This is a genomic window from Comamonas sp. MYb69 (assembly GCF_037479315.1).
In the GTDB taxonomy this organism is placed as follows: Bacteria; Pseudomonadota; Gammaproteobacteria; order Burkholderiales; family Burkholderiaceae_C; genus Comamonas.
The window spans coordinates 146,432-167,819 of sequence record NZ_JBBGZG010000005.1; the positions used below are offsets into that span (position 1 = coordinate 146,432).

The window sequence follows — 21,388 nt, forward strand, 5'->3', positions numbered from 1 at the left end:
GAAATTAACGCGAGACAGAAAGGTGACTATGTCGGTGCAATTGGAAGAGAGCCGCTCGGCGCGGTTTGCGATGCGGTGTGCGGCCTGGGCCGAGAAGTGGTTTCCCGATTCCTGGGTGTTTGCCGTGGTGGGGATTGCGATTGTGGTGGCAGCGGCGCTGGCCATTGGCGTGCCGGTGCAAGAGACCAGCAAGGCCTTTGGCAAGGGTTTTTGGAGCCTGATCCCGTTCACGATGCAGATGGCCTTTGTGGTGATTGGCGGCTATGTGGTGGCCAGCTCCAAGCCCGCATCGCGCCTGATTGAAGCGCTGGCCAAGGTGCCGGGCAATGGCCGCAGTGCGGTGGCCTGGGTGGCACTGATCTCGATGGTGGCCTCGCTGCTCAACTGGGGTCTGAGCCTGGTGTTTGGTGGCCTGCTGGTCAAGGCGCTGGCCCGCCGCACCGACCTGAAAATGGACTACCGCGCAGCCGGCGCTGCGGCCTACCTGGGCCTGGGCGCTGTCTGGGCGCTGGGCATTTCCTCATCGGCCGCGCAGCTGCAGGCCAACCCGGCCAGCCTGCCGCCGTCGATCCTGGCGATCACTGGTGTGATTCCTTTCACCGAGACGATTTTCCTGTGGCAATCGGGCGTGATGCTGCTGGCCCTGGTGCTGATCTCGCTGCTGATTGCCTATGTGACGGCGCCGGGCGCAGCCAACGCCAAGGATGCGGCCGCCTGCCAGGTGGACATCAGCGCCGAAGCGCAACCGGTGACCAAGCCCACGCGCCCCGGTGAATGGCTGGAGCACAGCCCGCTGCTGATCATTTTTCTGGTGCTGCTGGCAGTCGGCTGGATGGTCGAAGAGTTCTCCAGCAAGCCGGCGATCCAGGCGATCTCGGGCCTCAACACCTACAACCTGATTTTTCTGATGGTCGGGGCCTTGCTGCACTGGCGCCCGCGCAGCTTTCTGGATGCGGTGGCACGCGCCGTGCCCACCACCACCGGTGTGCTGATCCAGTTTCCGCTCTACGGCTCGATCGCCGCGATCATGACCGAGGTCAAGGGCGTTGATGGCCACACGATTGCGCACTATATCTCGACCTTTTTCACCCAGATCGCCACGCATGACACCTATGCGCTGCTGATGGGCGTGTACTCGGCCATTCTGGGCTTCTTCATCCCGTCGGGCGGCGGCAAGTGGATCATCGAGGCGCCGTATGTGATGCAGGTGGCCAACGACCTGCAGTACCACCTGGGCTGGGCTGTGCAGATCTACAACGCGGCTGAGGCACTGCCCAATCTGATCAACCCGTTCTACATGCTGCCGCTGTTGGGGGTGCTGGGTCTGAAGGCGCGCGACCTGATCGGCTTCACCTTTGTGCAGCTGCTGGTGCACATCCCGGTGGTGCTGTTCCTGCTGTGGTTCCTGGGCCAGACCCTGGCCTATATTCCGCCAGTGATGCCCTGAGCATCGTTGGGTGGCAACCCGCCATGACCCGGGCGAGCTACGGCTCGCCTTTTTTGCTGACTTTGCTTACAAAACCAGCGGCCATTTCGGGTTAACCTTGGCCCCCATCGAAGACCATAACGAGGAGAGAGCAATGGCGAAAACAACATGGAGCGGCGCTGCGCTGGGCGCACTGGCACTGGCTTTGGTGGCCATCGCCCCCGCCGCGCAGGCCCAGTATGGGCGCGATGGCGAAGTGACCTGCGAGAGCCAGGATGGACGCACGCGTGAGTGCCGCACGCCGTTTCGTGACCCGGTCGTGAGCGAAACCTTGTCGAGCGCCTCTTGCGTCGAAGGCCGCAGCTGGGGCCACCGCGGAGGCGGTGTGGTCTGGGTGACCGACGGTTGCCGCGCCCGCTTTGCCGATAGCCGAGGTGGCGGTGGCTGGGGCGGTGGCGGCAGCAACCAGCTGGTGCGCTGCGAGAGCAATGACGGCCGCATGCGTGAATGCGCCATTCCGCGTGGTGCCCGGGTCGAGGTTGCCCGCCAGCTCTCCGACGCGCGTTGCGACGAGGGCCGCAGCTGGGGCCAAAGCGGTGATTCTGTCTGGGTCAGCCGGGGCTGCCGTGCCGATTTCGCCATCAGCAGCGGTTACGGTGGCGGCTACGGCGGCGGCCGGCCCAATCCTGGCTATGGCCAGGGCCGGGAGCTGACCTGCAGCAGCGACGACCGCCGCGACAACAGCTGCGACTGGAATGCGCGCTGGGGCCGCCCGGTGCTGCTGGAGCAGTTGTCCAGCGACAGCTGCCGCGAAGGCTATACCTGGGGTTATGACGACCGCGCGCGCCGCATCTGGGTCACGCGCGGTTGCCGTGGGCGTTTTGGCAGCCGCTGAGCCAGGTCAACCACGACGAAGCGGTCAGCAAGCGGTCAGCCTGAGCTGGCCGCTTTTTTCATGGGCGCATCCATCGGCTGCAGAATCAGCAGCGCCCGAAAATCATTCACATTGGTGTGGGTCGGGCCGGTCACCACCAGATCGCCCAGCGGGCCAAAAAAGCCATAGCTGTCATTGCGGTCCTGATAGGCAGCAGGTTTGAGCTGCAGCGCGGCGGCCCGGGCCAGCGTGTCCGGTGTCACCACCGCGCCGGCATTGTCTTCCACCCCATCAATGCCATCGGTATCGGCCGCCAGCGCCCATACACCGGGCACGGCCTGCAGTGCCTGGGCCAGCCCCAGGCAGAACTCGCCGGCACGGCCGCCCCGGCCCCGCGCGGTGCCTTCGGCCGGTTTGCGCAGCGTCACCGTGGTCTCACCGCCAGACAGAATCACGCAGGGCCGGGCAAAAGGCTGGCCATGCAGGGCCACAGCACGGGCCAGCGCGGCATGCACCTTGGCCACTTCGCGGGATTCGCCCTCCATCTCGTCGCTGAGCACATGGCAGGCGATGCCGGCATCGCGCGCGGCAGCGGCCGCTGCCTGCAAGGACTGCTGCGGAGTGGCAATCAGCTGCACCTGGTGGCCGGCAAAGCGTGGGTCGCCGGGCTTGGGGGTTTCCAGCAAGCCGCTGCGCAGCGCCTCGCGCACGGGCTCGGGTACCGCAATCGCATAGCGCTCCAGGATTGCCAGCGCATCGGCGCAAGTGCTGGGGTCTGGCACCGTCGGACCGCTGGCGATGATGGCCGGCGAATCACCGGGTACATCGCTGATCAGCAGGCTGACCACCTGCGCCGGATGGCAGGCGGCACCCAGGCGCCCGCCCTTGATGCGAGAGAGATGCTTGCGCACGCAGTTCATCTCGCCGATGTGGGCGCCGCTCTCGAGCAGCTCGCGGTTGATGCGCTGCTTGTCGGCCAGGGTCAGGCCCTCGGCCGGCAAGGTGAGCAGCGCCGAGCCGCCGCCCGAGATCAGGCAAATCACCAGGTCATCGGCGCTGAGCCCTTCGGTCAAGGCCAGCATGCGCTCGGCCGCTTGCAGGCCGGCGGCATCGGGCACGGGGTGGGCCGCTTCCACCACCTCGATGCGCTGGGCCAGGCCCAGCGGGCGCGGCGGAACATGCCCATAGCGCGTGACGACCAGGCCCGACAGCGGCGCCTCCAAAGGCCAGAGCTGTTCCATGGCCTGTGCCATTGCCGCGCCGGCCTTGCCCGCCCCAATCACCAGGGTGCGGCCCTTGGGCACCGCCGGCAAATGCTTGCGCAGGCCTTCCAGCGGCAGTGCATCGCGCACGGCGACCCGGTACAGGTGCTGCAGAAACTGCAAGGGCTGCAAATGGGGCTCGGGCACCGGCTGGGCATCAGCGCTGCCATGCACATCGAGATGGTGGACCGCAAAGGCAGTGGAGGGGGTAGAGGTCATGGGCTGGGAGCGTGGCAGAGTGAGCCGTTTTGCGAAGGCGCGGCTGGTCGCCCTTGCGGTGGATTGTCGCTGCGCCCCCGGGGTATGGGCAAGCAGCGATAATGCTGCCCTATGTCATCCCCCAAAGTGTTGTTCGGCTTCCATGCCGTTGGTGTGCGCATGAAGATTGCGCCCAAATCGATCATCGAAGTCTATTTCGAGTCCACGCGCCGCGATGCGCGCATGCGCCAATTTCTGGAGCGCGCCAAAGAGGCGGGGGTGCGGCTGATCGAGGCAGATGCACCGCGCATCGCCAAGCTGGCCGGCTCGCACGGCCACCAGGGCGTGGCTGCCCGTGTTGAAGAGATCAAGGACACCCGCACCCTGGATGAGCTGCTTGACGACCTGGAAGAAGCCGGCGTCACCTCGCCACTGCTGCTGGTGCTCGACGGCGTGACCGATCCGCACAACCTGGGTGCCTGCCTGCGCGTGGCCGATGGTGCCGGCGCCCATGCGGTGATTGCGCCCAAGGACCATGCAGTCGGCATCAATGCCACCGTAGCCAAGGTGGCCAGTGGCGCTGCCGAGACGGTGCCATACTTCATGGTGACCAACCTGGCGCGTACCTTGAAAGAGCTCAAGGAGCGCAATGTCTGGATTATCGGCACCAGCGATGACGCCCCCAACACCTTGTACCAGGTGGACCTCAAGGGCCCCGTGGCCCTGGTGCTGGGCGCCGAAGGCGATGGCATGCGCCAGCTCACCCGCAAGACCTGCGATGAGCTGATCGGCATCCCGATGATGGGGGCCGTGTCCAGCCTCAATGTGTCGGTGGCCAGCGGCGTTTGCCTGTATGAGGCGCTGCGCCAGCGCACGCCTGCCAAGGCTGGTTAACAAACCCTTCCCACTGGCAAGCGTCCCAGGCGCTGCACCCAAAAAAAGGCTGAACCCCATCGGGCTCAGCCTTTTGCTTTTGGCCCAATCGACTTAGTCGTCCAGTTTCTCGCGCAGCACCGCACCGGTTTCGGGGTGGATCTTCAGATCGACGCGGAAACCCTGGGCATTGATCGCATCGGCTTCCCAGATACCGTCATCGAGCTCCAGGTCATGGATGTGGGTGTAGCCCGCCTGGGTCAGCAGCTGCTGGATTTGCGCTGCGCTCAAAATGGCGCTGCCCGCACCGGCGCCCGGGGTAGGGGCAGGCTGGCCGGGTTGGGACAGCACATCCAGGCTTACCGGGTGCAGCACCAGCTTTTGCTTAACGCCATTGGCGCCGCGCACCTTGGCTTCCCAGAAGCCGTCGTCAAACTCCACTTCCTTGATCTGGCCGTAACCCATGGCTTGCAGCTTGGCAGCAACCTGGCTGGCGCCGGGGTAGGTGCTGCCCAGCTCGGCCTTGCGCAGGGCCAGCAGGCTGCCGTCGGCATCGCTCACCAGCACATAGGCGCGGCTGCCGTCTGGCTGGGTGGCCTTGGCGGTCCAGTAGCCGTATTGCTTTTCCAGGTCTTGCGGAGCGACCAGGCCGCTGGCGCTGATGCTGTTGAGCACTTCCTGGGCGTTGTAGGCCTGGGCAGCAAATGGCAGGCTGGCAGCGAGGCCGGCGGCACCCAGGATCCAGGCGATGGTGGTCTTCTTCATGGTTCAATCCCTTCAATGATGTGGCATGCAAACCAGCAGCTGGCTGATTCGTCATGGACTGAAGTATTGAAAACCTTGCCTAAACGCAGTGTGAAGTGTTCGTTCATGGTCTGTTTAGTCGCGCTTGTCATAATGCCTGCCATGGCGCAAATTCCCCCCCGCATTTCTCGCATCGCTGCCTGGCCTCTGGCCTGCAGTTTGCTGCTGGGCGGCGTCAGCCAGGCGGCCGAGCATGACGCCGTGCGTGCGGCGGTGGCCACTGGCCAGTACAAGCCCTTGTCGGCCATCCTGAGCGACATTGCCGCCAGCCAGGCCGGCCGTGTGGTGGATGTCGAGACCAAGCGCGGCCCCAAGGGCGAGCTGCGCTACGAGATCAAGCTGGTGGACAGCCAGGGCCTCAAGCAGGAGCTGCTGATCGATGCGGCCAGTGGCCAGACTGTGCAGCGCGTGGCCAAGGACCGCTCGCAGGCGCTGGGCATGCGGGAGCTGGCGCAGTACCTGGCCAAGCTGGCGCAGCAGCACGCGAGCCGCATCACCGATGTGGAGTTTGAGCGCGACAGCCAGGGCCGGGGCGTCTATGAAATCAAGCTCAGCGCAGACCAGCAGGGCTACCGCAAGCTGGTGATGGATGCGGCCACGGGTGCGGTGCTGCCAATGGCCCCGGCCAAGGCCCGCAACCCCGCGCCGCTCAAGCGCGTGGACGAGGTTCTGCAGGCACTGGCACCCCGGTTCTCGGGCCAGGTGCTGGAGGTGGAACTGGAGCACGACGAGATCCAGGCCTCTTATTACGAGATCGAGTTGCTGCAGAGCAATGGCAGCACCTTGGAGCTCAAGGTCGATGCGCGCAGCTTGCAGGTGATCCAACAAAAGCTGGAGGACTGAGCGCAGATGCGAATCCTGGTGGTGGAAGACGATGCCGAGCTGGCCGCGCAAATGGAGCAGGCGCTGGTGCGTGCCGGGTTTTCGGTCGATGTGGAGGCCGATGGCGATGCCGCATCGTTTGCGGGCAGCACCGAGCCCTACGACGCGGCCGTGCTGGACCTGGGTCTGCCCCAGCGCGATGGGCTGACGGTGTTGCGCGATTGGCGCGAGGCGGGTTGCCAGTGGCCGGTGCTGATCCTGACGGCGCGCAACCGCTGGAGCGACAAGGTGGCCGGCTTTGGCGCGGGGGCCGATGACTACCTGACCAAGCCCTTTATGCTCGACGAGGTGGTGCTGCGCCTGCGCGCCATGCTGCGCCGCAGCGCCGGCAGTGCGGCCACGGTGCTGCGCGCGGGCTGCCTGGAATACGACGTAACGGCCGGCCGCTTTTTGCAGGATGGCCAGGGGCTGCAGCTGACGGCGCAGGAGCACAAGATTCTGGCCTATTTGATACACCACCCCAACCGCGTGCTCACGCGCACCGAGATCAGCGAGCATGTCTATGCCCGCGATCTGGACCCGGACTCCAACACGCTTGATGTGCTGATCGGCCGCATACGGCGCAAGCTGCGCCAGTCCGATCTGCTGGTGACCGAGCGCGGCCAGGGTTTTCGGCTGAACGCGCCCAGCTAGCTGTTGCTGAAGCCCCGCCGCACCATGGCCTTGTCCCCCAGATCTGCCCACGAGAGCCCGCCCGCGCGGCGCTCACCTGCGCGGCGCTGGTCGCTGGCTGCGCGCATGGCCGCCTTGGTCATCGTGCCCAGTTTGCTGGTGATGGGGCTGGGCGGCTGGTGGCTGCGTTACGAGGTGCATGCCAGCTTGCTGGGCAGCATGTCGCGCAGCCTGGAGGAAAAATCCGAGCGCATCCACGCGCGCCTGGCGCTGCTGCCCGATGGCCGGGTGCAGGAGGCAGCCGGCGGCAGCGACGAGTTCAGCGCCATTTTCTCGGGCTGGTACTGGCAGCTGCAGGGCCAGGCGCCTGCGCAACTGCGCACGGCTGCTGCGCCGGTCGTGTTGGCGCGTTCGCGCTCGCTGTGGGACCAGCCCGACCTGGTGGTAAAGCGGGCAGGGCTCTGGGGCAACGAGCGCTTGCAGCAGGCCCTGGGCCCGCAGCAGGAGGCGCTGTGGGTGCAGCATTTTTCGCTGCAGCTGGCAGCGGGTGCCGCGCCGATGCACCTGCAGGTCTTTGGCCCGGCTCAGCCGCTGATAGCCAGCCTGCGCCGCATTGACCAGATTCTCTGGATCACCGGCGCCATGCTGCTCTTGTTGATTGGCGCGCTGGTCTGGCTGCAGCTGCGCGTGGGCCTGGCGCCGCTCAAGCGCCTGGTCGATGTGATTGCCGGCCTGGGCAAGCCGCTGCCCGGCGCGGCGCCCGCCACCGAGCAGATTGCCCAGCTGCCGCTGGGCGCTGACCTGCAGCCCTTGCAGCAGGAGCTGGCCGCCTTGCTGGCGCGCAATACCCAGGTGGTGGAACGCTCACGCTCGCACGCGGCCGACCTGAACCATGCGCTGAAAAAACCCTTGTCGCTGCTGATGGCCCATGCCGGCAGTGGGGTAGCCCTGCCGGCGGACCTGGTGCTGCAGCAGACCACGGCGATGGCACGGCTGATTGACCGCTACCAGGCCCGCACCTTCAGCGATGCCACCTTGGTGCACGGCCCAAGCGCCGGCCTGCCTGTGGATGTGCTGGCCTGCGCGCGGCAGATGCTGGCGATGCTGCGCCAACTGCACCAGGCCAGCGACCTGGACTGGCAGCTGGTGGAGGAGGCTAGCCCGCTGTGGTGGCGGGGCGAGCGCGCCGATCTGGAAGAGCTGCTGGGCAATCTGCTGGACAACGCGGGCAAATGGGCCGCCTCGCAGGTGCGGCTGACGGTGCAGCGCAGTGCCAGCCAAGGCCTGGTGCTGCAGGTGGAAGACGATGGCCCGGGCATGACGGCCGCGCAAATGCAGGCGGCTGGCGCGCGGGGCCAGCGTTTTGATGAAACGGTGGCCGGCACGGGCCTGGGCCTGTCGATTGCCCAGCAGATCGTGCAAGGCTACGAAGGCCAGTTGCAATTGCGCAAGAGCGAGGCCCTGAAGGGGCTGCTGGTACATGTGGAGGTGGCCGGCGTAGTGGCCTAATGCGGCGCAGCGGCTCTAGGTGGCCCTAGGTGGTCCAGGTGGTCCAGGTGGCCCGGGTGGCCTTGTCAAGTCCCCAACTGCACGACCGGCGCGAATCCGCCAAAGATCATCCGCTTGGCATCAAACGGCATATTGGCCGGTTGCAGGTCCGCCAGGCGCGGGTCGGCCATCACTGCAGCATTGATACGGTCGCGCTCGGCGCGCGAGGTGTAGACGATCCAGGAAAAGCAGGCGACCTCGTCCGCCTGAAGCTTGACCGCCATCGGAAACGAGGTGACTTCGCCATCGGGCACATCGTCCCCTACGCACTCCCAGTACTGCAGCGCGCCGTGCTCCATCCAGACCTTGCCAGCGGCCTCGGCCATCGCGCGGTAGGCATCGAGATTGGCGCGGGGCACGGGCAGTACAAATCCATCGACATAGGGCATGGTGGTCTCCTGGGCGCTCAACGGCGCCGTTATGCGTGGGCGCTACATCGCAGCGATCGAGCCTTTGCTACAGCGTGGCGGCCAGGGCGACCAGCTGGTCGGTGGCCGTACCCCAACCGGTGTGGAAGCCCATGGCCTCGTGCTGCTTGCGGCTCTCTTCGCTCCAATGCCGCACGGTCGCGGTGTAGCGCGTCTGGCCGCCATCGGGCTCAAACTCGATGATGGCGGTCATAAAGGGTTTGGCGCTTGGCACCCAGCCAGCGGTATAGGCGTCGGTAAACACCAGCCTGCGCTCGGGCACCACCTCCAGGTACACGCCGGCATTGGGGTATTCGTTGCCTTGCGGGTCGCACATGACGATCTGGCTGCCGCCGCCCACGCGTACATCGATGTCGGCGCTGGCAATCGTCCAGGGTTTGGGCACAAACCATTGGGCCAGCAGTGCAGGCTCGGTCCAGCAGCGGTAGAGGGTGGCGGCGGGGGCGTTGATCAGGCGGCTGAGCACCAGATCGTGGAGATGGGGCTGTACGGACATGGTGGCTGGCTTGGTGCGTTTTGCGGGTCTGGCAGTGGGATGGGGAGGGCCTCAGGCCGCGGGCTGCGTTTGGACATTCACCATCCAGGGCGTGCCAAAACGGTCGGTGACCATGCCAAAGCCGGGCGACCAGAAGGTGGCAGAAAACGGCATCGCAACCTGGCCACCATCCGCCAGACCGTTGAAGATGCGCTCGCCATCGGCTGCGGAATCCACACCGATGGAGACCCACATGCCCTGGGGTTTGGCATAGCCGCCGCCGCAGGTCTCGGCGCTGGCGCCGGGCATCGCAGGCATGGTGTCCGAGGCCATGATCGCCTGGCTGCCCACTTGCAGGTGGGCATGCATCAGGCGGGATTGCGCCTCGGGCGGGAGCGGTGGCATGCCTTCGCCAGGCGGCATGTCGCTAAAGCGCATCTGGTGCATGATCTGGCCGCCAAACAGCTGGGCGTAAAAGGCCATGGCTTCGGCGCAATCGCCATCAAAGTTCAGATAGGGGATGAATTGCATTCTTGTCTCCTCGTCGTGGGTCAGCCATTCTGGGCTCGGCCCGACCATCGTGTCCATCTCCAAATCGTGATGACCGTTTCTGAATGTAAATCGCCTAGAGCTCTCCCTGCACGGCGATGCTGGACTGGAGCGGTGGCGCCCAAGCCTTGTCGTATGCTGAGCGCCTGTTCTTCACTGCCGCCTCTATGTCTTTTGATCCCTTGGATACCTCTGCAGCCCTGCCGCTTGCCGATACAGAAATTGCCAGCCTGCGACAGCGCTTGCACAATGCGCGGCATCTGCTGGTGCTGACGGGGGCAGGGGCCAGTGCGGAGTCCGGTGTACCGACCTTCCGCGATGCGCAGACGGGCTACTGGGCGCAGTTCAGCCCCGAGGAGATGGCCAGCGAGGCGGGTTTTCTGGCCCATCCGCAGCGGGTCTGGGACTGGTACCAGTACCGCCGTGATCTGGTCCGCCAGGTGATGCCCAATGCCGGCCATGTGGCGCTGGCCCAATGGCAGGCGCGCCACCCCGGCCGGATGACCCTGGTCACGCAGAACGTCGATGGCCTGCACCAGCGTGCGGGCAGTACGCCAGTGCTGTGCCTGCATGGCAATCTGATGGACAACCGCTGGCTGCTGCCGCCCAAGCCCTGTTGCGATGCCCGCTTTACCGAAGGCGATGCGCCGCCGCAATGCCCTGGCTGCGGCAACTACCTGCGCCCGGCGGTGGTCTGGTTTGGCGAGGCCTTGCCCCATGCCGAGCTGCAGCAGGCGCAAGATGCCGCCAAGGCCTGTGACCTGATGCTGGTGATTGGCACCTCCGGCCATGTCTACCCGGCGGCCGGACTGGCCCATATCGCCGCCCGGGGCGGCGCCCATGTGGTGGTCATCAACCCCGAGCCGACCGCACTCGACAGCGTGGCCGACCGCTGCTGGCGCCTGCCTTCGGCACAGATTTTGCCGGCTCTGCTGGCCTAGGCTTTTCGCTTGCCTTCGCTCAAGCCTCGGCGCTGGCGGCGTTGAGCGTGGCCATCGCCTCGGCATCGAGCTGCAACTGGCTGGCACGGATCAGCGACTGCAGCTGCTCGAGGTTGCTGGCGCTGGCAATCGGCGAGGCAATGGCCGGCTGGCGCATGACCCAGGCCACGGCCACCTCGCCCATCGGGGCGCCCGTGCGGCTGCTCACCTGTTCGAGCGCGGCCAGAATGCGCAAGCCCCGGTCGTTCAGATACAGCTGGGTGGTCTTGGCGCCGCGCGGGCTTTTGCTCGCGTCCTCGGCCTTGCGGTACTTACCGGTCAAAAAGCCGGCAGCCAGGCTGTAGAAATTGATGACGCCCACGCCCTGCGCAACGCACAGCGGCTGCAGCTCTTGCTCGAACACGGCACGGTCGTAGAGGTTGAAAAGCGGCTGCAGGCTCTCATAGCGCGCCAGGCCATGCTGCTCGCTGGTCCGCAGCGCCTGGGCCAAACGCGCTGCGCTGTAGTTGCTGGCGCCCACAGCACGCACCTTGCCTTCGGCGATCAGCTCGCCAAAGGTGCCCATCACATCGGCCAGCGGTACCTGCGCGTCGTCGTCATGCGATTGGTAGAGGTCGATGTAATCGGTCTGCAGGCGCTGCAAGGAGGCATCGACCGCCTGGCGGATGTACTCCGGGCGCAGGCCGACCTTGCCATCGCCCATGTCCTTGCCGACCTTGGTGGCCAACACCACCTGCGCACGCTTGCCCGAGCTGCGCAGCCATTTGCCCAGCACGCGCTCCGATTCGCCGCCGCTGTGGCCAGGCGCCCAGCGCGAGTACACGTCAGCGGTATCAACAAAGTTCATGCCGACATCCAGCCAGGCATCGAGTAGGCGAAAGCTGGTGGCCTCGTCAGCCGTCCAGCCAAACACATTGCCGCCCAGGCACAGCGGCGAGACTTGCAGAGGGGATCGGCCAAGAGAACGCAGGGATGTTGTCATAGCGAATACGCGCGTCAGTGCCCAGCAGGGCGGAGCAAACATTATGCGGCGCGGGCTGGCGCAGTGCTATCGTTGATGCAGCGCAAACCGCTCGCAATTGCCGCATAGGTGGCAGTGCTGCTGGGCCTGCCAGGTTTGCCGGGCCCTGCGTTTTAGAGTAAGTTATGCATGCAACAACAAAAAGGAGTGACACTATGTTCAAACATATTCTGGTGCCGGTCGATGGGTCTGCCACCTCCATGCTTGCCGTCAACAAGGCTGCCGGTCTTGCCAAGGCCTTTGGCAGCCAGGTCACTGCGGTGTATGTGATCGATCCCTATCCCTTCACCGGCGTGGGCGCCGATTTTGCCTATGGCCAGGCGCAGTACCTGTCTGCCGCCACTGCCGATGCGCACACTGCCTTGGATGCCGTCAAAACTGCGATGGAGCAGGCCGGTATTCCTGTGGACACCGTCATGGGCGAGGGCCACTCCGTGCACGACGGCGTGATGGAAGCCGTCAAAACCACGGGGGCCGACCTGATCGTCATGGGATCGCATGGCCGCAAGGGCCTGGAAAAGCTGGTGCTGGGCAGCGTGACCCAGCGCGTGCTGAGCGACAGCCTGATCCCCGTGTTGGTGGTGCGCCAGTAAGGTCTGCGGCGGCACCCCGCTTGCTGCCGTTTTCATTGAGGCGATGGCTACCGGGCAGCGCTGCGGCGCTGCCCAAAGTTGTGTAGCACGCAATGCTTTTGTGACCGCCGTAAGCTCGCCCGCTTGACGGAGTTTTACATGCAGTCCTTTCCTCCTCCTTATTGTGATGCCGACCAGGTGGACGGCACCTTGCGCGCCTATGGCTATGCGGTGCTCAGCCCTGCGGCCGTGGCGCAGTGGGCAGCCTGCCCACCCGATGCGCTGGCAGCACTCAGCAGCCACTGGGAGGCCATGCCCCATGATGCCTACCTGAAAGACGGTGGCCGCTACCGCAAGCGCCGCCATTCCTGCTATGTGGTGCAGGACGACCAGGTGCAGGCGGTGACGCACCGCGCCCACTGGCAGCCGGTGGAATACAACGCCTTGCATGGCGGCATGCAGCGCTGGTTTGAGCCCGTCGCAGCCAGCACCCAGGCGCTGCCCGCCTGGCGCCAGATCATGCGGGCGCTGGGGTATACGGCGCAGGCGCTGTTTGCCAGCACTGGGCAGGCACCCTGGTACACCGAGGCCCACCAGTTCCGCATCGACACGGCCGAGGGCATTGGCCGGCCCACCCCCGAAGGCGCGCACCGCGATGGCGTGGACCTGGTGGCGGTGTTTCTGGTCGCGCGCGAAGGCATCAAGGGCGGGGAGACCCGGGTGTTTGATGCCCAGGGCCCGCAAGGCCTGCGCTTTACCTTGACCGAGCCCTGGTCGCTGATGCTGCTCGACGATGCCCGCATGATTCATGAGAGCACACCGATCCAACCAGTGGGTGAGGAACCGGGCCACCGCGATACGCTGGTGGTGACCCTGCGCCGCGAGGCTTTCCAGGGAGACGGCGCCTGAAGGCTGGCATCGCCATTAGCCATTCGGGCCTTTGGCCTGGCCACAAAAAGGGCACCTGCGAGGTGCCCTTGTCGTATCCCAGCCCTGGGGCTTACTGGATGGTCGCGCCCGAGGCCTCAACAATGGCCTTGGCGTCCTGGAAGTCCTTGTGGAAGAACTTGTCAAAGTCCGATACGGACATGGCCTGGGGCTCTGCGCCTTGGGCCAGGATGGAATCCTGCACTTCCTTTTGGCCCAGCAGTTTGTTGACCTCGGTGTTGAGCTTGCTGACGATGGGCGCGGGCAGGTTCTTGGGGCCAAACAGGCCGTACCAGGTGCTCACATCAAAGCCCTTCATGCCCAGTTCCGCAACGGTAGGCACATCGGGCAGCGAGCTGCTGCGCTTGGCCGAAGTAACAGCCAGCGGACGCAGCTTGCCAGCCTTGATCTGGCCAATGGCCGAGGGCACGGACGACACCAGCAGATCGACATTGCCGGACAGGGTGTCGAGTAGGGCGGGGTTGGAGCCCTTGTACGGCACGTGGGTCAGCTTGACGCCGGCCGCCTTCTCAAACAGCACGCCAGCGATATGGATGCTGGTGCCATTGCCGGGCGAGCCATAGGTGATCTTGCCGGGATCGGCCTTGGCGGCGGCGATCACATCGTTCAAGGTCTTGAACTTGCTGTTTTCCGAGGTGGCGATGATAACCGGCGAGTAGGCCACATGGGCGATCGGGGTCAGGTCCTTGGCGGGGTTCCAGGGCAGGCCCTTGTACAGGTAGTAGCCCAGCACCACGTTGTCCTTCTGGCCCATGACGATGTCATAGCCCGTTGGCTGGGCCTTGGCCACTTCGCTGATACCGATGGTGCCACCCGCGCCGGCACGGTTGTCAGCGACCACCGTCCAGTGGTTTTGCTCGCTGAGCTTTTGTGCAATGATGCGCGAGATGATGTCGGTGCCGCCGCCCGGCGGGAAGGGCACGACCATGCGGACGGGCTTGCTGCCGGGGTAGTCTGCCCCCGCACCCTGTGCCATGGCAGCCGAAGCGGCCCCCACCGTGAGCGCCACTGCGGCGCACTGCAGAATCTGTTTCATCATTTTGTTGTCTCCTTGAGAGTGACACCTTCGCATGGCTTTTGCAGAGTCGGCCAAGGAGGTAGTTGCATAAACGGTCAAAGGGGTGATGATGCATGCCATCACGCCAGGTGGCATATTCTAGGGGCTGTCGTGTGGAGCGATGAGCAGCAGGCACAAAACAGGATCTGTCGCCTATGGCCCAGGCTGGAGGCGTAGGTGGATGACAACAGAAGGATCGACTATGAAATCAAAACTCGTGGGGGCTTTGGCCTCGGTGGTGATGGGCTGCGCGGCCCTGGTGAGCCTGCCCAGCCAGGCGGCGCTGGCCGTTGGTGCCCAGGCACCGATGTTCAGCACGCAGTCAGCATTGGCTGGCAAGGTGCAGCGCTTTGACATGGCCGAGGCCTTGAAGCGCGGCCCCGTGGTCCTGTACTTCTTCCCCAAGGCCTTCAGCCAGGGCTGCACGATCGAGGCCCATGCCTTTGCCGAGGCCACGCCCACTTTTGCGGCCTCCGGCGCGCAGGTCGTCGGCATCTCGCATGACGACATTGCCACGATGCAGCGCTTCTCCAGCGAAGCCTGCCGCGACCAGTTCAGCGTGGCCTCCGACCCCGATGCCAAGGCCATCCAGGCCTATGACGCGGGCTCCGCCGCACGGCCCGGTACTGCGTCACGCATCTCCTATGTGATCGCACCGGACGGCAAGGTGATCTATGCCCACGAGGGCAGCGATCCGCTCGAGCATGTGCAGCAGACCTTGAAGGCGGTGCAGGCCTGGAAGGCACGCCAGAAGTCTTGAGACGCGCTGGCAGCGGGTGGCAGCAGCGCTCGGTCCTCTGCTGAACACTGCCCATGCTGGCGTCTATCGCCTATGATCGGCTGATGCTGGCAAGTCTGCTCCAACCCCAATGGCCCCACCGGACCTGGCGCACGGCGCGCCGCTGGGCGGTGGCCTGGTGGCGCATTTTCTACCTGGGCGCCGTCGTGCTGGTGATGCTGATGTCGCCCAGCAGCTACGGCCCGCAAACCCGCGCGCGACTGATGCGCCGCATGTATGTCGACACGGCGCCCATTCTGCTGGGCTTTACCGCGCTGGCCGCCTTGCTATGCCTGGTGGTGGCGCGCATCGTCTTTGTCACCGCCACCAGCTACGGCCTCTCGCGCGTCGCTGTCGAGATGGTCATCCGTGTGCTGGTGCTCGAGCTCATTCCGCTGACGGCGGCCTTGTTCGTGGCCATGCGCTGCTCCATCCCCGCTGGCGCGTCGCTTGCCAAGATGCGCGAGGACGGGCATTTTGAGCGCCTGCGCCAACATGGCTATGACCCTGTGCGCACGGAGATGCTGCCCCTGGTCGTGGCCAGCATGTATGCCTCCGTCACCTTGGCCGCGCTGTCCTGCGTGGTGTCGCTGGTCATGGTCTACCTGAGCGTCTATGGCCTGAGCTGGGTCGGGTTTGAGCTCTACACGCGCATGTTTGCCAGCGTGTTCACCCCCATGGTGACCTGGCTCTTTGGGCTCAAGACCCTGCTGTTTGGGTTGGCCGTGGCATTGATCCCCACCGCATCGGCGATGAACCGGCCCTACGGCATGCGCCGCGATGAGATGCTGGGCCCTGCCTCCGACCTGGGCGGCCTGGCCCGCATGTTTGCGGTGCTGGTGCTGATTGAGGTTGCGTCACTGCTGGGGAACTACTACTAGCGTGTCCTTGGCCTAAACCACGGGGGCAAAGCAGAGGGCGCCTTGCCTACCTGCGGCACTGCGCTGGTACTTCGCTTAGCGGGCAAACAGCCCCATATAGTGCAAACCGTTGTAGCGCTTGTCCAGGTCTGCCACCTGCCAAGACGGGTCTGAATAGACAAACATGGCGTTGGCCGACGCGAGGTGGTGGCGAGAGCAGGCCTCCATGACGGCAGCGACTGCCGTGTCTGAGCGGAATGCGCCCAAGCCCACGAGACCTGCCACGGGCATGGGTGCGCGCTTGTGGATGACGAGCAGCAGGTCCTCGTCGTACAAATAGCGGCTGCCCATATCCTGGCAGAAGCGGCAACCGGTCAGATCCTCGCTGCTATGCGCCAGGCGCTCATCGTCGATGCTCCAGTAGCCGGGGTCATAGTCAAAATAGCGGTTGAATTCTTGGGCATTGGTGGCGGAGTTGCCGATCCAGACATGCTGCGCAGTAAAGGCCGTGGGTGCCAGGTCGGTGCCAAACTCTGCCACCCAGTCGAACAGGGTGCCCGAGCGCAGGCCATGGCGTTTTTCCAGTACCGAGAATCCGCCGGATGGGGTGCGGTTGAGCGCTTCATGAACCAAATGGCGGCGAAAGGCTTCGGAATGGGTTTTCTTCTTCATGGCAGTTGCGGTCACAAAAGGAGAGCGCCTGACTCAGTGCCTGTGCCCGTGGGTACAGCGATGCAAAGAGAGCGCACGGCCGCATCATTTTTATCTGATTTTTGCCGCTCCTGGATTTTTACCCTCCGAGGTCAAACAGGGTATTGCTGGTGGTTTCAATCCGGCAATCCATCCTTGCACCGAGGCGGCATCTGCAGGCCATTTTTCGTGCTGGCCGGCAGCCTCTTTCGGAAGATTTAAAATAGCCGATTGCCTGCCTATGCTGCCACCACCTGTGCAGGCCACCCATTCTCGGGCCAGCCTTTGGCCGCGCTACCACCATGACCGAATCTCTACCCCACAGCCCTTGGCGCATGTCCGTTGCGCCGATGATGGACTGGACCGACCACCATTGCCGCTATTTTCACCGTCTGCTCACGCGCCAGACCTTGCTCTACACCGAGATGGTGACGACCGGTGCGCTGATCCATGGGGATGTGGCGCGGCACTTGCGCTTTTCTGCAGAGGAGCACCCGGTGGCCTTGCAACTGGGCGGCAGTGAGCCTGCGGACCTGGCCCAATGCGCCAAGCTGGCGCAGGACTGGGGCTATGACGAGGTCAACCTCAACTGCGGCTGCCCCAGTGAGCGTGTGCAGCGCGGTGCCTTTGGCGCCTGTCTGATGAATGAGAAGGAATTGGTGGCCGATGGTGTCAAGGCCATGCGCGATGTGGTGGATATCCCCGTGACGGTGAAGCACCGCATTGGCATCGACAAAAACGAGAGCTATGGCTTTGTGCGTGACTTCATCGGCACGGTGGCCGATGCGGGTTGCGAGGTGTTTGTCGTGCATGCCCGCAATGCCTGGCTCAAGGGCTTGTCGCCCAAGGAGAACCGCGAGATTCCGCCGCTGCGCTACGACGTCGTGGCCCAGCTGAAAAAAGACTTTCCGCAGCTGACCATCGCGATCAATGGCGGCATTGCCGATGATGCCACCGTGCTGGCACAGCTCGAACAGGTCGATGGGGTGATGGTGGGGCGCGAGGCCTACCACAACCCCTGGTGGCTCGCGACCTGGGATGCCCAGTTTTATGGCGCCGAGCCCAACAGCGGCATCAGCCGCGAATCGGTTGAAGAGGCGATGGTGCGCTATATGGAGCGTGAAGCTGCCGAGCACGGGACGCACTGGTACGCCATTGCCCGCCATATGCTGGGCCTGCGCCAGGGCATGCCTGGTGCACGCCGCTGGCGCCAGGTCTGGAGCGACCACCGCATGAAGCATCTGCCAGCGCATGAAGTCATGCAAGCGGCCCGCACCAAGCCCGAGCGCCAAACCGGCGCCCCCGTTTTGGTAAATATTTGATACGGCAATGCCGGCGGCAGCTGGTCGTTGCCGGCCGCTGCCAACGGGTATTGCGCGGCAGCAGCGCAGCGGCTGGCCTCTGTAACGCCCTCGCGCAGGCCTGATTTTCAGGCCCGACACTCCTTGCCAAAACCCTTCGCTGCCAAAGCGGCAGCGGCTCCCAACTGCAGCCCCGCGCCTGCTGGCTGACCTGGCGCAGCCGGTAGCGGTTGCTATACTTCCCGCGATATATGCCGCCTCGGGCAGCGCCAATGCGGTGCATGCCTGGGCGGCAAAGTGCAGACCAAACAAAGCACAAGGGATGAGGGATGGGGGAAAAAAATCCACGATGGGCTCTGGGCCTGTTGTTGGCGGTGGGGTGGCTGGGCGCTCACCGCTTTTATCTGGGGCGCTATGCAAGCGCCGTGGCGCAGCTGGGCATCAGCGTGCTGTGCGCGGTGCTGTGGCTATGGGGAGGCCCCCTTGCACGCTACGCGCCTTACCTGCTGGGACCGGTGGTCTTTTGGCTGCTGCGGGACGGCTTTTGGCTGTTCGACTACTTCCGGGTCGAGGAAGACATGGATTCGCGCCTGTCCGCCTTTGCGCAGTCCCAGCTCGATGCGCAGGCATCGCAGCCAGCAGCCAGCGCGCAGGCTGCCGCAGCGCCGGCGCTTGCCCCTGTGGCCCAGGCCTTGGGAGCCGCAGCCGTCTTGCCGGACGCCAGGCCGCAGCCCGTAGTGGACCTGCAGGCCGACAAAAAGTCGCTGGCCATCCAGATGGCGCAAAAGCATATTGGCGATGCGCTGGCACACCGGGATGTGCAGACCGCGCATGCCAAGGCGGACACCTTGGTCAGGTACCTGGCCCAGCGCAGCCGCAAACCGCAAAGCGATCCCCATTTGGCAATGGCCTATCTGCTGCAGGGGATGACCTTCTACCAAACCGAACACCTCGATGCCGCTCGCAAAAAGCTGCAGATGGGTGTGCATCTGGGCGCGGCTTTTGCCGAGCTGGCGCAACCGGTGCAGCAGGCGCAAGCCTGCTTGCAGCGCCTGCGCTCGCCTAAGATGGCGCCCGGCGCCGCTGCCACCCCTGCACTGCAGCCAGGGCAGTACCCGCTGCTGATGCAAGCGCAGGACTGGGCCCAGGCATTGGCACTGTGTGAGCAGACCATTGCCTTGCAGGCCGCCCAGAGCGGCGATCTGACCGATCTGGCGCAGCACCACCTGCATGCGATGGAGATGGCCCAGCATCTGGGCGATACGGCGCGCCAACGTGGGCATGGCCAGGCCTTGCTGGCGCTGGCCGCGCGCGAGGGGGCTGCTGTGCCCGCCACTCTGCGGCGCCAGGCGCTGGAACGCCTGGGCGATGGATACCAGGCGGAGGCCGACCACCAGCGTGCTGTGCAGCACTATGCGCAAGCGCAGGCCCTGGTCGATGTGCGCAGCGGAGGCAACGCTGCAGCCCAGGCCCTGGCACTGTGTGCGCTGTTGCAGCGCATGGCCGCCAGCCATGCAGCGCTGGGCGAGACGGCGCAGGCGCTGCAATGCTGGCAGCGGCTGGCGCTGTACCTGGACAGCTTTGACCGGCTGGACCAGCAAGGCCAGCGCATGCCCGATCCGGAGGCGGTGTCTGTCATGCTGGCCGGCTACGCCGCGTTTGCCATCCGCCACCAGCCCGCGCGGGTCAAGCCCCTGGTGCAGCAGGCCTTGCGCATACAGCAGCGCAGTTGCCGGGGTTACTCGCTGGCCGCAGCGCGGGCCTATGAGGTGTTTGCCGCATTTCTGGCGGTGCATGGGCAGACCGATGCCCGCCGCAGCTACCTGAAAAAAGCGCTGCTGCTGGTGCAGATCTGTGACCCGGACAACAGCGCGCATCTGCAGCAGTTAAAAACAGCGATCAGGGAGGCGGTATGAGCGTGCAAGGACTTTTTTATGCGCTGCCGCGCCATGGTCTGCGGGGCTTGCTGGTCGAGCCATCGGCGATGGATGACTACCTGCAGCGCAGTGCTGCGCAAGGCGGGCCGCTCGCGATGCTGGACCAGGGCAGCCTGTGGCAGCAAGACATGCAACGCCTGCCCGAGATTGAGGCCGGTGTGGCGGTGGAGGGCAGCTTGGCCCAGCAGTGCTGGGCCTGGCCGGCCGACCTGGTGACGGACAGTGCGCAACGGCTGGCCGCCATCAGCGCAGCCCAGCTGGTGCAGCGCATGCATGCCTGGCAAAAGGCGCAAGATGGCAGCGCGCCCGATCTGGAAGCCCTGCGGCTGTGGGTGCGCCGGCAGGCCGCGTTGCGCGGCTTCTGGCAGGCAGCGGCCCAGCGGCGTGATGCCGTGCTGCTTTATGTGGTGTAGCGCGGGCCGCGCTTAGCCCAACAGCGCCATCAAGTCGGCGGCTGCGGCCTCGGGCTTGTCCGCGTTGACGATGGCGCGCACCACGGCAATCGATCCAACACCGCTTTCGCGCACCTGCGCAAACTCCGCTGCCGAGATGCCGCCAATGGCGACCTGGGGGTAGCTGCGCGTCAAGGCGGCGTAGCGCTGCAGGCGGGCCAGTCCTTGCGGGACGGTGGCCATTTTCTTCAAGGTGGTCGGGAAGACCGCCCCCATCGCGATATAGCTGGGCTGCGCCTGGCTGGCGCGCACCATCTCGGCATAGCCATGGGTGCTGACGCCCAGGCGCACGCCGCTGGCACGCAGCTCGGCCAGCTCTGCTGCGCCGAGCGCATCCAGGTCTTCCTGGCCCAGGTGCACGCCATAGCTGCCCGCCGCAATCGCCTGGCGCCAGTGGTCGTTGATAAAGAGCAGGGCGCCGGTACCTTCAACGGCGGCCACGGCAGCGGCGATCTCTGCAGCAATGGCCTGGGCATCGTCGGATTTGAAGCGCAGCTGCACCGTCGGCACGCCTGCGCGCGCCAGACGGCCCACCCATTCGGCCGTTGGCAGCACGGCATAGAGGCCCAGCCGCTGGGGGCAGGGTGCAAAGGCCTCGGGCCCGCCGCTGGTCAGCAGGCCAAAATCCGCGGCTTGCGTGGGCCAGGCCTGGGGATCGAACTGGCCGGTGCGGGCGGTCTGCGCGCTCCAGGCGCTGGCCAGACATTCGGCATCGATAGCGATAAAGCCCAGTGCGCTGCAAGCGGCCAACGCGCCGGCGTAGACGGCATCGTGCTGGCGTTCTGCGGGCAGCGCAGGCGTGGGTTGGGGCGGAAAGCTGGCAAAGGCGGCCTGGTGGGCAGCGGTGATGGCCTGTGCGATCTGGGCTGGGGTGGTGGCCGTGGTGGTGGCGTGCATGGA

23 protein-coding genes are annotated in these 21,388 nt (G+C 65.2%); 14 read left to right on the forward strand and 9 right to left on the reverse strand.

Annotated elements, in window-relative coordinates:
* Window positions 1–28 precede the first annotated feature (28 nt).
* Window positions 29–1,447, forward strand: a complete 1,419-nt coding sequence (locus WH303_RS08915; protein ID WP_021028480.1) for a short-chain fatty acid transporter — start codon at window positions 29–31, stop codon at window positions 1,445–1,447.
* 133 nt (window positions 1,448–1,580) lie between these two features.
* Window positions 1,581–2,321, forward strand: a complete 741-nt coding sequence (locus WH303_RS08920; protein ID WP_339518035.1) for a DUF3011 domain-containing protein — start codon at window positions 1,581–1,583, stop codon at window positions 2,319–2,321.
* Between the two features lie 35 nt (window positions 2,322–2,356).
* Here the strand turns inward: WH303_RS08920 and WH303_RS08925 are convergent, their stop codons facing one another.
* The gene (locus tag WH303_RS08925) at window positions 2,357–3,781 is read right to left on the reverse strand and encodes a glycerate kinase type-2 family protein (RefSeq protein WP_339518037.1); all 1,425 of its coding nucleotides are present in this window, start codon (window positions 3,779–3,781) and stop codon (window positions 2,357–2,359) included.
* 111 nt (window positions 3,782–3,892) lie between these two features.
* On the opposite strand from WH303_RS08925, the gene rlmB reads away from it, so the two are divergent.
* Complete coding sequence (rlmB, locus tag WH303_RS08930; protein ID WP_021028477.1) at window positions 3,893–4,654, forward strand: 23S rRNA (guanosine(2251)-2'-O)-methyltransferase RlmB; 762 nt, start codon at window positions 3,893–3,895, stop codon at window positions 4,652–4,654.
* Window positions 4,655–4,747: 93 nt separating this feature from the next.
* Here rlmB and WH303_RS08935 read toward each other — a convergent pair whose 3' ends face one another.
* Window positions 4,748–5,398: a PepSY domain-containing protein gene (locus WH303_RS08935; protein WP_021028476.1), complete on the reverse strand. Its 651-nt coding sequence runs from the start codon at window positions 5,396–5,398 to the stop codon at window positions 4,748–4,750.
* Between the two features lie 141 nt (window positions 5,399–5,539).
* On the opposite strand from WH303_RS08935, the gene WH303_RS08940 reads away from it, so the two are divergent.
* The 3 genes from WH303_RS08940 to WH303_RS08950 are packed head-to-tail and all read left to right on the forward strand — an operon-like array spanning window position 5,540 to window position 8,440.
* Window positions 5,540–6,280 (forward strand): PepSY domain-containing protein, encoded by a 741-nt coding sequence (locus WH303_RS08940; RefSeq protein WP_027011269.1) that lies wholly within the window; start codon window positions 5,540–5,542, stop codon window positions 6,278–6,280.
* 6 nt (window positions 6,281–6,286) lie between these two features.
* Window positions 6,287–6,952 carry a response regulator transcription factor gene (locus WH303_RS08945; protein WP_021028474.1) on the forward strand — a complete coding sequence of 222 codons (666 nt, stop codon included), beginning with the start codon at window positions 6,287–6,289 and terminating at the stop codon, window positions 6,950–6,952.
* Window positions 6,953–6,976: 24 nt separating this feature from the next.
* Complete coding sequence (locus WH303_RS08950) at window positions 6,977–8,440, forward strand: sensor histidine kinase (protein WP_339518039.1); 1,464 nt, start codon at window positions 6,977–6,979, stop codon at window positions 8,438–8,440.
* A 65-nt stretch (window positions 8,441–8,505) separates the two neighbouring features.
* Here the strand turns inward: WH303_RS08950 and WH303_RS08955 are convergent, their stop codons facing one another.
* The 3 genes from WH303_RS08955 to WH303_RS08965 form a co-directional block, all read right to left on the reverse strand.
* Entirely contained in the window at window positions 8,506–8,868 is a 363-nt protein-coding gene (locus WH303_RS08955) for a DUF1428 domain-containing protein (RefSeq protein WP_339518040.1), read from the reverse strand.
* 67 nt (window positions 8,869–8,935) lie between these two features.
* Window positions 8,936–9,403: an SRPBCC family protein gene (locus tag WH303_RS08960; RefSeq protein WP_339518042.1), complete on the reverse strand. Its 468-nt coding sequence runs from the start codon at window positions 9,401–9,403 to the stop codon at window positions 8,936–8,938.
* Window positions 9,404–9,454: 51 nt separating this feature from the next.
* A complete protein-coding gene (locus WH303_RS08965; protein ID WP_339518043.1) occupies window positions 9,455–9,913 on the reverse strand; it encodes a VOC family protein in 459 nt (152 codons plus the stop codon).
* A 185-nt stretch (window positions 9,914–10,098) separates the two neighbouring features.
* Between WH303_RS08965 and WH303_RS08970 the strand changes: the two genes are divergently transcribed.
* Window positions 10,099–10,872, forward strand: a complete 774-nt coding sequence (locus WH303_RS08970; RefSeq protein WP_021028469.1) for an SIR2 family NAD-dependent protein deacylase — start codon at window positions 10,099–10,101, stop codon at window positions 10,870–10,872.
* Between the two features lie 19 nt (window positions 10,873–10,891).
* Here WH303_RS08970 and WH303_RS08975 read toward each other — a convergent pair whose 3' ends face one another.
* The gene (locus WH303_RS08975; protein ID WP_339518045.1) at window positions 10,892–11,854 is read right to left on the reverse strand and encodes an aldo/keto reductase; all 963 of its coding nucleotides are present in this window, start codon (window positions 11,852–11,854) and stop codon (window positions 10,892–10,894) included.
* A gap of 194 nt (window positions 11,855–12,048) precedes the next feature.
* Between WH303_RS08975 and WH303_RS08980 the strand changes: the two genes are divergently transcribed.
* The gene (locus tag WH303_RS08980) at window positions 12,049–12,486 is read left to right on the forward strand and encodes a universal stress protein (RefSeq protein WP_021028467.1); all 438 of its coding nucleotides are present in this window, start codon (window positions 12,049–12,051) and stop codon (window positions 12,484–12,486) included.
* A gap of 138 nt (window positions 12,487–12,624) precedes the next feature.
* Entirely contained in the window at window positions 12,625–13,374 is a 750-nt protein-coding gene (locus tag WH303_RS08985; RefSeq protein WP_339518047.1) for a 2OG-Fe dioxygenase family protein, read from the forward strand.
* 91 nt (window positions 13,375–13,465) lie between these two features.
* Here the strand turns inward: WH303_RS08985 and WH303_RS08990 are convergent, their stop codons facing one another.
* Entirely contained in the window at window positions 13,466–14,452 is a 987-nt protein-coding gene (locus WH303_RS08990) for a Bug family tripartite tricarboxylate transporter substrate binding protein (RefSeq protein ID WP_339518049.1), read from the reverse strand.
* Between the two features lie 220 nt (window positions 14,453–14,672).
* On the opposite strand from WH303_RS08990, the gene WH303_RS08995 reads away from it, so the two are divergent.
* Together WH303_RS08995 and WH303_RS09000 are read left to right on the forward strand one after the other, a co-directional pair.
* Window positions 14,673–15,230, forward strand: a complete 558-nt coding sequence (locus WH303_RS08995; protein WP_339518050.1) for a peroxiredoxin — start codon at window positions 14,673–14,675, stop codon at window positions 15,228–15,230.
* A gap of 83 nt (window positions 15,231–15,313) precedes the next feature.
* Window positions 15,314–16,129: an MlaE family ABC transporter permease gene (locus tag WH303_RS09000; protein WP_027011264.1), complete on the forward strand. Its 816-nt coding sequence runs from the start codon at window positions 15,314–15,316 to the stop codon at window positions 16,127–16,129.
* Between the two features lie 75 nt (window positions 16,130–16,204).
* Here WH303_RS09000 and WH303_RS09005 read toward each other — a convergent pair whose 3' ends face one another.
* On the reverse strand, window positions 16,205–16,780 hold the full coding sequence (locus WH303_RS09005; protein ID WP_339518051.1) for an immunity 22 family protein: 576 nt from the start codon (window positions 16,778–16,780) through the stop codon (window positions 16,205–16,207).
* A 320-nt stretch (window positions 16,781–17,100) separates the two neighbouring features.
* Here WH303_RS09005 and dusA point away from each other — a divergent pair, with 320 nt between their 5' ends.
* The 3 genes from dusA (at window position 17,101) to WH303_RS09020 (ending at window position 20,449) form a co-directional block, all read left to right on the forward strand.
* Window positions 17,101–18,120, forward strand: a complete 1,020-nt coding sequence (gene dusA, locus WH303_RS09010; RefSeq protein ID WP_339518053.1) for a tRNA dihydrouridine(20/20a) synthase DusA — start codon at window positions 17,101–17,103, stop codon at window positions 18,118–18,120.
* Window positions 18,121–18,428: 308 nt separating this feature from the next.
* Window positions 18,429–20,015 carry a TM2 domain-containing protein gene (locus WH303_RS09015; protein ID WP_339518054.1) on the forward strand — a complete coding sequence of 529 codons (1,587 nt, stop codon included), beginning with the start codon at window positions 18,429–18,431 and terminating at the stop codon, window positions 20,013–20,015.
* Window positions 20,012–20,449: a hypothetical protein gene (locus tag WH303_RS09020; RefSeq protein WP_339518056.1), complete on the forward strand. Its 438-nt coding sequence runs from the start codon at window positions 20,012–20,014 to the stop codon at window positions 20,447–20,449. The genes WH303_RS09015 and WH303_RS09020 overlap by 4 nt, the downstream gene beginning before the upstream one ends.
* Before the next feature lie 12 nt (window positions 20,450–20,461).
* Here the strand turns inward: WH303_RS09020 and WH303_RS09025 are convergent, their stop codons facing one another.
* Window positions 20,462–21,385 carry a thiamine phosphate synthase gene (locus tag WH303_RS09025; RefSeq protein WP_339518058.1) on the reverse strand — a complete coding sequence of 308 codons (924 nt, stop codon included), beginning with the start codon at window positions 21,383–21,385 and terminating at the stop codon, window positions 20,462–20,464.
* Window positions 21,386–21,388: the final 3 nt, after the last annotated feature.